Raw genomic sequence first — 12,005 nt, forward strand, 5'->3', positions numbered from 1 at the left:
ACATGCTGCACATCAGGGTGTCCACGCCCGCGGCCGCCGCGCTCGTGGCGGTCGTCCTCCTCCTCACGACCGGCGGACAGGTGTCCGAGGTCGCCTACGGCAGAGCGGTCGCCCCGGCGACTCAGCCATCGGCCGCCACCACCGGCAGCGCCTATCTGGCGACGCACCTGTACTTCGGGACGGGCCGCCACAACGGCCAACCACCCATAACCGACGAGCAGTTCATGAAGTTCGTCGCGGACGTGATCACCCCGCGCTTCCCCTCCGGGCTCACCATCCAGCAGGGCCGGGGCCAGTGGCGCGACAGGAGCGGCAGCATCAACCGGGAGATCTCCTACGAGCTGACGGTGCTCTATCCCACGCGCGAGGCCCGCGCCCACAACCGCGACATCGAGTACATCCGCGCCCTGTACTGCTCGATGTACGGCCTGGAGTCCGTCGGCCGGGCCGACGTCAACGCCCAGGCCGACTTCTGATCGGCCCGGCCCCGGCGGCCGGGCGCACGGGTGCTCACAGCGCGAGCCTGCGGACGACGAAGACCATCGCGCCGAGCAGCACCAGGACCGCCCCGGTGACCAGCGATTCCAGGTCGGTGGCCCCGGCGAGCGCGAACCGTCTCCCGCCGGCGCCCGCCGCGCTCTCCCGGGGCGCGATGGACGCGGCCACCGCGCCCGCCGCACGCTCCGCGCGTGCCGGGGGGTCGGCGCCGGCCGCCGGTGACGGGGAGGCCGAGGCGCAGTCCAGTACCCCGGCGACGTCCTGCCGGAAGCCGCCGGGGCCGAGGACGGTGAACCGGTAGCTCTGCCGGTCGGCGACCGGGACCAGGACGGTGCGTGATCCGCCGGGGTCCACGGCGGCCGCGACGCCCGCCAGCCGGAAGGTGAACGGCTCGTCGCCCCCGTTGGCGGCGGTGACGTCCACGCCGCCGCGGGCACAGTCGTCCACCGCGCTGACGGACGGCTGGGGCCCGCGGGCGGGCAGTGCGGCCGCGGTGCTCGCGACCGTACCGACGGTCGCGAGCACAACGGCCCAGCGGGCCGCCCTCCGCTTCGGTGCGTACCTCACAAGGAGCCCTTCGGGCCGGGCGCGACAGGGGGACGCCCTCCAGTACGCGACCGGGGCTCGCGATGTTCAACGCCCGCCGACATACGGCCCGTTGTAGCGGGGGCTCGCCCTTCTCGTGGGCGGGTCAGCGCAGTTGGCGGCGGACCAGTTCGTGCAGGCGGCCGTGGGGGTCGGCGAGGAGCTCGGCGGGCGGGCCCTGCTGGACGATGCGGCCCTCGGACATGACGATCACCCGGTCCGCGTCCAGGACGGTGGAGAGGCGGTGGGCGATCACGAAACGGGTCGCCCTCAGGGCCCGGGTGCTCTCGATCACCGTGCGCTGGGTCTCGTTGTCCAGGGCGCTGGTCGCCTCGTCGAGGAAGAGGACGCGCGGTCGCCGCACCAGCGCCTGGGCGATCATCAGACGCTGGCGCTGACCCCCCGAGATCGCGCCGCCACCGGAGATCATCGTGTGCAGGCCCATCGGCATCCGCTTGATGTCCTCGGCGAGACCCGCCATCGCGACCGCCTCCCACACCTCCTCCTGGCTGTACGCCTCGGCCCCGCAGACGCAGTCCAGGATCGACCCCGTGACCGGCTGTGCGTTCTGGAGCACGACCCCGCACTGGCGGCGCACGGCCGCCCGGTCGAGGGCCGTCAGGTCCTGGCCGTCGTACAGGACGCTTCCCGAGACCGGGTCGTCGAAGCCGATGAGCAGCCTCAGCAGGGTCGATTTGCCGCAGCCGCTGGGCCCGACGACCGCCACGAACTCGCCGGGCGCCACCTTCAGGGACACGTTGTCCAGGACCAGCGGACCGTCGTCGCCGTAGCGGAACGACACACCCCGCGCCTCGATCTCCCCGGTGAGTTCACCGGGCTGCGGGCCGGCCCCGCGGACCTCGGGCGCCTCGTCGAGGACCGGCTTGATCTGCTCGAACATGGGCAGCACCGCCGCGGCCGAGACGAACGCGCCGGTCAGTTGGGTGACGGCGGTGAGCAGCATCGTCACGGCCGTGTTGAAGGTCAGGAAGGCGCTCGCCGACAGCGACCCGCGGGCCGGCCCGGCGAGCAGAACGAACATGAGGAGCGAACAGAGCGGCAGATAGACGGAGTTGAGGACCGTGGTCAGGTTCTTGATCCGGCCCGCCCGCTGCTGCAACTCCCGGCTGCGGGCGAACTCGCCCGCCCACGCCCCGTACGCGAAGCTCTCCGCCGCGGCCACCCGCAGCTTGGGCAGGCCGCGCAGGGTCTGGAACGCCTGGTTGTTCAGCTTGTTGCCCAGTTCGACCAGGCGGCGCTGCCAGCGCAGCTCTGCCATGCCGAGGGTCAGGAACACGGCGGCGATGACGATCAACAGGGCCACCGTCACCAGCGCCAGGGGCACGCTGAAGCACAGCAGGAGGACGAGGTTCATCACGGCGACCGTGCCCGCCTGCACGACGACCGGTCCGATGCCCGTCAGGACCCGCCGGATCGCGCTCACGCCCATCGCCGCACTGGCCAGTTCACCGGTGGAGCGCTCGGCGAAGAACCGGGTCGGCAGCCTCAAAAGCCGGTCCCATACGGCGGGTTGAAGGGTGCTCTCGATGCGTCCTTCCATCCGCAGCACGGTGAGGTTCTGGAGCAGCGCGAACGCGGCGGACACGATGCCGCTCACCACCACGGCCAGCGAGACCTGCACGATGAGGCTGCTCTGGGCGCGCGGAACGTACACGCCGAGGACCTGTCCGGTGGCGATCGGCACCAGCGCGCCCAGCGCCACCGTCACCAGGGCCGCGAGCAGCAGCCGGTGTATGTCGGCGCGGGTGCCGCGCAGGCTGAACCGGAGCAGCCCCCGCTTGCCCAGTGGCCGGTCGGGCAGCGGCCGGTAGAACATGACGGCGCGCCCCTCGAACTCCTCGGCGTTGTCGGCGTCGACACGGGTGCGGCGACCGGAGAGTGGATGCACCGCCTCGTACCCGCCGCGCCGCCACAGCAGGGCGACGGGGGTGCCGCTCACCCGCCGCCCGACCAGCGGCCCCGCGTCCTCGCGCCACCAGCGCCCGGCCAGCCGAACGGGCCGCGTCCGGATGCGGGAGGCCACCGCGACCCGCTCCACCGGATCGACGCGGTCGCCGATCGCCCCGCCGAGCGCCCGGTCGGCGAGGGTGATCCCGGCCGCGTCCGCGACCAGCCGACAGGCCGCGTACGTCGCGTCGTCGGTGGGGCCCGGGGTGCGCGCGGGCGCCTTGCGGGTGCGGCCGATGGAGGTGAGCAGCGCCCGGTCGGCCTCCTCGCGGACGGCCTCACCCGCTCTGATCCCGGCCGCCGTACGGTTTTCATGGGCCCGCTCCACGCGTTCGATCCAGCGGTCGAGGGCCGAGAGCAGCCGGTACTGCTGGTTGACCATGCCCTGCCACAGCGCCCCGTCGACGAGCAGGTCGCCGGCGGCCTCGGCGCTGAACGCCGCGCCGTACTGCACACTGCCCGGCGACACCGGAAGCCACAGGATGTCGTCGTCCGCCACCGACTCGTCGAGTGCGGTCCGGCCGTCCAACGGGGCCTCGAACAGGACCCTTTGGCCGCGCCCGATGCCCAGCGAGAAGGCGTGCTCCAGCAGGCTGAGGGTCGCGTCCCCGGCGTCGTACCGGCTCGGGTGCGCGGCTGCGTACCCGTCATACGGTTCGCGGTACAGCTCGCGCAGGGGAATGCGGCGCAGTACGCACTCCCGCAGGGGCCGCCCGACCAGCGTGTGCCGTGGGCCCTCGACGGGGCCGAGCAGCAGGGTGCCCGGCTCCAGCCGGCCCAGGAAGTGCCAGTGCCCCTGCTCCGCCGCGTCCACCGCGAACAGATCCAGGGCTCCGCCCACCACGAGCCACAGCACCTGGGGCCCCTCCAGGGAGAAGCCGCCGGAACCGGTGCGGTCGACGGGCTGCCCGAGTCCGCCGAGCGCGCCGACGACGGCGTCCCGCCCCGAGGCGTCCTGGGCGGCCGCAGCGTGTACGAACGTCACTCAGTGCTCCCCGACCAGCTCGGCGTAGGCCCCCCGGGCGGCCAGGAGCTCCTCGTGGCGGCCGCGCTCCACGACGGTCCCGTGGTCGAGGACCACGATCTCGTCGCTGTCGCGGACGGTGCTCAGCCGGTGGGCGATGACGACGCACGCGCAGCCGCGACGGCGCAGATTGTCGATGATGAGGTGCTCGGTCTCGGCGTCCAGGGCGCTGGTGACCTCGTCAAGCACCAGGATGCTGGGCCGGCGCACCAGCGCCCGGGCGATCTCCAGACGCTGGCGCTGACCGCCGGAGAAGTTGCGCCCGTCCTGCTCGACCCGGCCGTGGATGCCGCCCGGCCGGCGCGCGACGACCTCGTACAGGGCCGCGTCCTTGAGGGCGGCCACCACCGCGTCGTCCGGGATCGAGGGGTCCCACAGCGCGACGTTGTCCCGCACCGTGCCCTCGAAGAGGAAGACGTCCTGGTCGACGAAGGACACGGACGCGGCGAGGGCGCCGCGCGGGATGTCCTCCAGGCGCTGCCCGTCGATGCGGATGGTGCCCTCCCAGGGCGCGTACAGACCCGAGATGAGCCGGGACACCGTCGACTTGCCGCTCCCCGAACCGCCCACCAGAGCCACCTGTTGGCCCGGCCCGACCGTGAGCGAGAACCCCGACAGGAGCGGCTTGTCGAGCGGGCTGTAGCCGAAGGTGATGTCGTCGAGGCTCACATGGCCCTTGAGGCGTCGGGTGCTCGCGGGCGGCTCGGGGCGGCTGTGCAGGGCGTCCACGGGGAAGTTCTCGACGTCCTTGAGGCGGGCCACATCGGCCGCGAAGTCCTGGATCCGGCCCGCGACGCCGTTCAGCCGGGTCACCGGGGCCGTGAAGCGGGTCACCAGGGCCTGGAAGGCGACGAGCAGACCGATGGAGATGTGCCCCTCCACCGCTCGCAGCCCGCCGATCCACAGGATGAGCGCGCTGTTGAGGGTGGCGAGCGCGGGGGCGACCACACCGAGCCAGGCACTGGGCACCCCGAGCCGCTGCTGCTCCTCCAGCGTGGTGGCGTGCTGCCCCGCCCAGCGGCGGAAGTACCCGTTCTCACCGCCGGTGGCCTTCAGGGTCTCGATCAACTGGAGCCCCGTGTACGCGGTGTTGGTGAGCCGTGCGCTGTCGGCGCGCAACTTCTGCGTACGGGTCGCCCGCAGCCGGACCACGATCCGCATCGCCACCACGTCCAGCAGGGCGATGCCCACCCCGATGACGGTGAGCTGGGGATCGTAGCTCCACAGCAGGGCGGCGTAGAGCAGCACGACGACACCGTCCACGGCCGCCGCCGTCAGGTCGCGGGCCAGCGTCTCGGCCACCGCGTCGTTGGACTGGAGCCGCTGGACGAGGTCGGCGGGGCTGCGCTGCGCGAAGAACGTCACCGGCAGCCGGAGCAGATGCCGGAAGAAGCGGGCGCTGCTCAGCGTGGAGGAGATGACGCGACCGCGCAGCAGGTTCGCCTGTTGGAGCCAGGTCAACACGACGGTGAGCGCCACCATGGTGCCCATCGCCGCGAACAGCACGCCCAGCAACGAGGTTTGATGACCCATCAGGAACAGGTCGATGTAGGTGCGGCTCAGTGCGGGCAGCGCGGCGCCGACGGCGACGAGCAGCAGGCTCGCGAGCAGCGAGGCCAGCATCGTGCCCGTGGTGCCGCGCAGTCGTGCGGGCAGCGCGGCCAGCACACCGGGCTTGCGGCCGCCGGGCCGGAAGTCGGGGCCGGGTTCCAGGACCAGGACGACGCCCGTGAAGCTGGTGTCGAAGTCCTCCGACGTTACGAACCGGCGCCCCTTGTCCGGGTCGTTGATGTGTACGCCCCGCCGGCCGAGGCGGCGCCCCATGCCGTCGTACACCACGTAGTGGTTGAACTCCCAGAACAGGATGGCGGGCGCCTGGACCTCGGCGAGCGCGGCCGGTTCCATCTGCATGCCCTTGGCCGTGAGCCCGTAACTGCGCGCCGCCTTCAGGACGTTGCTCGCTCGTGAGCCGTCCCGCGAGACGCCGCACGCGATGCGCAGCTCCTCCAGCGGGACATGGCGGCCGTGGTGGGCGAGGACCATGGCGAGGCAGGCGGCGCCGCACTCCAGGGCCTCCATCTGGAGGATGGTGGGGCTGTGCACGGCCTTGGCCCGCCGGGTCCTCGGCGTCCGGCGGGCCCGTGACGCCCGGCGCCTGCCGCCGGTCGGCTCGGCCGGTCGGCGGCGGCCGTGGCCGGGGGGCGGGAGCTGGGAGGTGGAGGTGCGCGGTGCGGTCACGGGAGCAGCCAATCGAGGGGGCGCCGGTCGGCCAGGTGGACGGTGCCGGTGGCCGGGGTCATGGAGTCGACCGCGTAGGGCGGGCCTTGTCCCGACGACCAGCGGTAGCCGGACTTCGTGGCCTGCGTGCGGTCGAGGCGCACCAGCACCGCCACCGGCATGCCGTCCCGCGAGAACTGTTCGGCGAGCTGGTTGTCGCCGAGGAACGCGGCGATCTGGCGAGGCGTCTGCACCGTCCGGCCGACCGCGGCCACCGTGCCGCGCAGCACCCCGTACCGCTCGGCCGGCACGGTCTGCACGGCGAGGTCGACGGGCGCGCCCACGGGGACACCGGCGGCGCTGTCGCCCGGCACGTACAACATCACCACCAGGGGGTCGTCGGGGCCGCCCGTGCGCTCCACGCTCGCCACGCCCGCGCCGGTGGCGATGACCGAGCCGATGGTGGCGGAGAGACTGGTGAGACGGCCGGCGGCGATCGCGCGCACGATCCGGTCGCCCTGGGGGGTGCGCACCTTGAGGAGCGGCGCGTTGGCCGCCAGGGTCGCGCCCTCCTGGGCGAACACCCCGGTGACCTGTCCCTCGACGGGACTCTGGAGGACGTAACTGCCCTGTGCGTGCGTGAGGATGCCGGGTGCGTCGATCGTGGAGGAAAGGGAGCCCGTCACGGCCCAGAAAGAAGCGGCGGCCATGACCAGAACGGTGACGAGAAGGACGAGTCGTCCCTGCGGGCGCGCGAAACGCACGGGCAGGTCGAGTTCTTCCGGCGACTGGAGTTTGGAAAGGGCCTGCTGACGAAACTGCACGGAACTCTTTCCCTATCCGCGAAACATTCGCAAACCGTTGGCCATCGGCAATGAGCCCCGGAACCGAGTGGTTCCGGGGCTCGCGCGCGATCTCAGAGACCGGCGACGAGACCGGTGGCCAGGCCCGTGACGGCGCCCGTGTTCACACCGGTGACCGAGCCGACCAGGCCGGTGACCGAGTTGACGATGCCCGAGACCGGCAGGACGGAGTCGGCGGTGCCGGTCACGTTGCCGAGCACGGTGCCCACGAGGCCGCCGGACACGTTGTCCAGGTCGGCGTCGGAGATCTCGAGGGTCTCGACCTGGGGAGCGTTGTTCATGGGAGTACTGCCTTTCATGGGGACATTTCCTATCGGGAACACCTTGCCGGTGCTCCCGCAGTGGGCAGGATCAAAACACGCCGACGGCATTCACAGCCAATCGCCGCCGGGTGTCGTGGGCATTCCCCACCGCTTGAATTGCCGTCCCGTGCAGGCGCGTTCATAAGTTGGGGGCAGTTTCTTCACGAGCTTCACGAGTTGCATTCCTGAGGGTCCGTCAGCGCATTACTCAAGTGGGACACTCCCGCACCAATGCCCCTCGGGCCGCCCTCGTGCCCGGGCGCGTTCATGGTCGCGGTGACGGGTCCGCGCACACGGTGTGCAGATTCTCGGAAGGAACCCTTCCGCTTGTCTCGGGGGCACGGAGCGGGCCCGGGCCGGACGCGAACCGGACCCGGACCCGGCGGGGAGCCCAGGCCCGCGCCCGGTGCGGATGACACGCGTCAACGGCCTTGTAGCGCCCTGACGTTGTTGCCGAACGTCCAGTTCTTCGAGCCGTCCCAGTTGAGGGACCAGGTCATCAGGCCCTTGAGGGCGCCGCCATAGGCGTTCCACGCCTGGGACACCTGATTGGTGGTCATATAGCCGCCCCCCGCGCCCGGCTGGGCCGGGAGCCCGGGGACCTGCTTGTCGTAAGGGACCTTGATCGTGGCGCCCTGGACGACGAGCCCCTTGTTGAGACAGGTGGTCTGCGCGGTGAATCCGGCGACGGTGCCGGCCTCGTAGGAGTCGCCGGAGCAGCCGTACATGCTGCCGTTGTAGTACTGCATGTTGAGCCACCACAGACGGCCGTTGTCCGCGTACTTCTTCACGATCGGCAGGTACGCGCCCCAGATCGAGCCGTACGTGACGCTGCCGCCGGTGACATAGGCGGTCTCGGGCGCCATCGTCAGACCGAAGGTGGACGGCATCCTGGCGAGCACGCCGTCGATGATGCGGATCAGATTGGCCTGGGAGGTCGAGAGGGTGGTGAGGGAGCCGCTGCCCACCAAGCCCGTCTCGATGTCGATGTCGATGCCGTCGAAGTTGTACCGCTGGAGGATCGGCACGATCGACGCCACGAAGCGGTCGGCCACCGCGCTCGAACTGAGGTCGATGCCGGCGGCGGCCCCGCCGATCGACAGGAGCAGGGTCTGGCCCGACGCCTTGGCCTGGCACATCTCGGCTGGGGTCGGCACCTTCACCGTCGAATCCATCCCCTCCTCCCACAGGGCCGTGCCGTCCGAACGGATCACGGGGAAGGCCGCGTTGAGGACGTTGTAGCCGTGGGCGCCGATGCGGGAATCGGTGATCGGGATCCAACCGAGCGGCGGATGCACGCCGTTGGACGCCCCGTCCCAGTTCTCCCAGTACCCCTGGAGCACCTTGCCCGAGGGTCTCGACTTCACCGCGCAGGTGTCGGCCCCGGGCGCGCTCGGCGCCGCGCTCACCGGGACCTGCGTCGCGAGCGCGAGCACGAGCCCGGCTCCCAGCAGACGTAACGTACGACCGATCATGCTGTGCTCCTAGCCTCCGGGAGCGCCCATGGCGGGGCACGGCCGCTCCTGGACCGTGGGGGGACCTGAGGAGGTGCGAGGGGGTGGCGCCCCACACCGTAGATTGGTCCAGACCTTCCGTCAATCGGGTCGACGGGTCGGTCCTCGGCCTGACGGGTCTTCAGGAGCCGTGCGTGGAAAGGGAATTGGGCGTGGGACGGCCGTGGCCGTCCCCGGTGTCGCCTACTTCGCGGAGGCCCGCCCCACCGACTCCACCAGCGGAAGCAGCCGGTGCGCGACGCGTTCGCGCAACGCCACCTCGGTCCGGGTGCGGACCACGCCCGGAAGCTGGATGAGCCGCTGGATGACGTCTTCGAGGTGCTCGTTGTCGCGCGCGGCGACCCGGGTCAGCAGATCACCCCCGCCGGTGATCGAGAACGCCTCGATGATCTCGGGCACCGCCGCCAGCGCGTCGCCGACCTCGTTCAGATGCCCCTGGGTCACCTCGATGTGCACGAAGGCGAGCACCGGGTGGCCGAGGGCCGCGGGGGAGAGCACCGGACCGGTGCCGGTGATCACGCCGTCCCGCTCCATGCGGTCGAGCCGGGCCTGGAGCGTGCCGCGCGCGATGCCGAGGATGCGCGCGTACTCGCGGACGCTGGTGCGTGGCTGCTCGATGAGCAGGCGCAGGATCTCGGTGTCGAGCGAGTCCACCGTCACGTTCCGTTGGCTCCTTCTGATCCCGCCGATACGGAGTCGACAGTACCAATGGCGTCGCGAAGATCGATGAGTGAGGATGGCCGGATGAAAACCGGAGAGTTTGTGGCGGACGCGTTCGGGCGCGTCCAGGAGCTCGTGCACGCCGCCGTCAAGGGCCTGTCGGCCGAGGAACTCGCCTTCCGGCCGGACGACGAGGCCAACTCGATCGCCTGGCTGATCTGGCATCTGACGCGCGTTCAGGACGACCACATCGCCGACGCCGCGGGCGGGGACCAGGTGTGGACCGCCCAGGGCTGGGCCGAACGGTTCGGCCTGTCGCTCGCTGACGAGGAGACCGGCTACGGGCACACGACCGAGCAGGTGGCCGCGGTGCGGGACGTGTCCGCCGAGCAGCTGCGCGACTACTACGACGCCGTCCACGAGCAGACCCTGTCGTTCGTGCGGGGTCTCGACGAGGTGGCGCTCGACCGGGTCGTCGACGAGCGCTGGACCCCGCACGTCACCCTGGGCGTCCGTCTGACCAGCATCATCGCGGACGATCTTCAGCACGCCGGCCAGGCCGCGTATGTACGGGGCCTGCTGAAGCGCCGCCGTTAGACGGAAGGGGCGGCGCCGCGGCCGACACTGGGCCGATGGGGGCGCCCTGGACATGAGAAGACCGACACAACTGAACCATTGGCACAGTCGCACGAGGTGGAGTTGAGCCATTGGGCGCAAGGATGGTGTCATAGGGGAGTCGATGGCGCTGTGGTCTCCGCAGCGCCTTTCTCATGTCCGGAGGAGAAAGAGAGCGGTGTCAGTGGTGAAGAGGGTGTTCGTGGCCCCCGACCCGGGACGGCTGCGGCTGCGCGCCGCGATGCGAGCCGTGCTGGGGATCGGGCTCGCGGTCGTGGCGTGCGGCGCGGTCGGTCACTCGCTCGTGGCGGCCATCACCGGCGGTCTCGCCGCCCTGCTGGCCCTCTTCACCGTGACGGACCCCAGCGTGCGGAGCCAGGCGGTGACCACGGCCCTGCTGCCGGTGGTCGGCCTGCCGGTGTTCGCCCTCGCGGCCGTGCTCCACGGCCACCCGTGGGCGCGCGACCTGGCCTTCCTCGCCATCGTCGGAGGGGGTGTTTTCGCGCGCCGCTGGGGACCGCGCGGCCATGCGCTCGGCGTGTTCGCCTTCATGGCGTTCTTCGTCGCGCAGTTCCTGCACATGGTGCCGAGCCAGCTGCCCGAGCTGTACGTGGCCGTGCTGCTGTCCCTGGCGATGGCCGCGGCGGTGCGCTTCGGCGCCTGGTGCTACGAGCGCCGCCACTCGGCGCCCGTCGTCATGACGGCGCCCGCACCGGGCCGGGGCCTCTACCGGGCGACCACGCGCCAGGCCGTGCAGGCCGTGGTCGGAGCGGGCTTCGCGCTGGCCGTCGGCCAGCTTCTGTCACCGGACCGCTGGTACTGGGCGGTGGGCGCGACCTGGTGGATCTTCGTGAACACGACGTCGCGGGGCGAGACCCTGGTGCGCGGCTTCCGCCGGGTGCTCGGCACCGTCATCGGCGTCGGCATCGGCCTGGCGGTGGCCGTGCCGCTGCACGGGGCACCTGTGCCGACCGCCGTGCTGATCGCGCTCTGCGTCTTCGGCATCTTCTACACGGCGGCCGTCTCCTACACCTGGATGATGCTCGCGGTCACCGTCATGGCGAGCCTGCTCTACGGGCTCCTCGGCGTGCTCAACACCGACCTGCTCGCGCTGCGCTTCTTCGAGACGGGTGTCGGCATGACGGGATCCGTTCTCGCCGTGCTGCTCGTCCTGCCGATCACCACCCACGCCACGACGGACGCCTGGGTGCGGCACGCGCTGCACAGCGTCCGGGCCTCCGCCGCGACGGCGGCGGCCCGTCTCGCCGGCGCGGACGCCGACCCGCTGCCGCACATCGCCGAGCTGGAGTTCACCCTGAACAAGGTCCGGCTCTCGCTGGCGCCGCTGGTGCATCCGCTCAATCCGCTGCGGGCGCGCAAGGCCCGGGCCCGCCAGGTCCTGGCGTACCTCGACGACTGCGCCCGGCAGGCGCACCAGCTGGCGGCCATCGCCGCCGACGCCGAGGCCTCCCACGACCAGCGGCTGACCGCCGCGTGCGAGCGCGTGGAAGCCGCCGTCGCGGTCCTGGTCTCCTCCCCGTCGACGGCCGACTCGGCGGCCCGTGCGGTGGCACCGGAACACAAGGACGCCACCGCCGCCGCGGAGCACCCGGCCCTCGCCCATCTGCACGCCCTGGAGCGCGCGTTGGTGGGCCTGGGCCGGCCGCTCCAGGCCGCCCCCGGATCGCCGCTCGCCGACGCCTGACCGTCGCCGCCCCCCAGCCATCCGGACCCCAACTCCCCTCACCGCACCGCCACT

10 protein-coding genes are annotated in these 12,005 nt (G+C 71.7%); 3 read left to right on the plus strand and 7 right to left on the minus strand.

The window, feature by feature from the left end; genetic code table 11:
• Positions 1-2 precede the first annotated feature (2 nt).
• Positions 3-476 carry a DUF3574 domain-containing protein gene (locus tag DWB77_RS32315; RefSeq protein WP_120725632.1) on the plus strand — a complete coding sequence of 158 codons (474 nt, stop codon included), beginning with the start codon at positions 3-5 and terminating at the stop codon, positions 474-476.
• A gap of 34 nt (positions 477-510) precedes the next feature.
• Here the strand turns inward: DWB77_RS32315 and DWB77_RS32320 are convergent, their stop codons facing one another.
• From DWB77_RS32320 to DWB77_RS32350, 7 genes are all read right to left on the minus strand, one after another.
• Positions 511-1,065, minus strand: a complete 555-nt coding sequence (locus DWB77_RS32320; protein WP_162952650.1) for a phospholipase domain-containing protein — start codon at positions 1,063-1,065, stop codon at positions 511-513.
• Between the two features lie 124 nt (positions 1,066-1,189).
• Positions 1,190-4,036: an NHLP bacteriocin export ABC transporter permease/ATPase subunit gene (locus tag DWB77_RS32325; RefSeq protein WP_120725636.1), complete on the minus strand. Its 2,847-nt coding sequence runs from the start codon at positions 4,034-4,036 to the stop codon at positions 1,190-1,192.
• A complete protein-coding gene (locus DWB77_RS32330; protein WP_428985167.1) occupies positions 4,037-6,325 on the minus strand; it encodes an NHLP family bacteriocin export ABC transporter peptidase/permease/ATPase subunit in 2,289 nt (762 codons plus the stop codon).
• The gene (locus tag DWB77_RS32335; protein ID WP_120725639.1) at positions 6,310-7,116 is read right to left on the minus strand and encodes an HlyD family efflux transporter periplasmic adaptor subunit; all 807 of its coding nucleotides are present in this window, start codon (positions 7,114-7,116) and stop codon (positions 6,310-6,312) included. Before DWB77_RS32335 ends, DWB77_RS32330 begins: the two co-directional genes overlap by 16 nt.
• Positions 7,117-7,208: 92 nt before the next feature.
• Positions 7,209-7,436: a type A2 lantipeptide gene (locus DWB77_RS32340; RefSeq protein ID WP_120725641.1), complete on the minus strand. Its 228-nt coding sequence runs from the start codon at positions 7,434-7,436 to the stop codon at positions 7,209-7,211.
• Between the two features lie 443 nt (positions 7,437-7,879).
• Complete coding sequence (locus tag DWB77_RS32345) at positions 7,880-8,932, minus strand: chitinase (protein WP_120725643.1); 1,053 nt, start codon at positions 8,930-8,932, stop codon at positions 7,880-7,882.
• 222 nt (positions 8,933-9,154) lie between these two features.
• Positions 9,155-9,631: an Lrp/AsnC family transcriptional regulator gene (locus tag DWB77_RS32350; protein ID WP_120725645.1), complete on the minus strand. Its 477-nt coding sequence runs from the start codon at positions 9,629-9,631 to the stop codon at positions 9,155-9,157.
• Positions 9,632-9,715: 84 nt separating this feature from the next.
• Here DWB77_RS32350 and DWB77_RS32355 point away from each other — a divergent pair, with 84 nt between their 5' ends.
• Both DWB77_RS32355 and DWB77_RS32360 read left to right on the plus strand, forming a co-directional pair.
• Positions 9,716-10,228, plus strand: coding sequence for a mycothiol transferase (locus DWB77_RS32355; RefSeq protein WP_120725647.1), 513 nt, complete (start codon positions 9,716-9,718; stop codon positions 10,226-10,228).
• Positions 10,229-10,430: 202 nt separating this feature from the next.
• The gene (locus DWB77_RS32360) at positions 10,431-11,951 is read left to right on the plus strand and encodes an FUSC family protein (RefSeq protein ID WP_120725649.1); all 1,521 of its coding nucleotides are present in this window, start codon (positions 10,431-10,433) and stop codon (positions 11,949-11,951) included.
• Positions 11,952-12,005 lie beyond the last annotated feature (54 nt).

It is taken from the genome of Streptomyces hundungensis, from assembly GCF_003627815.1.
Classification (GTDB): domain Bacteria; phylum Actinomycetota; class Actinomycetes; order Streptomycetales; family Streptomycetaceae; genus Streptomyces; species Streptomyces hundungensis_A.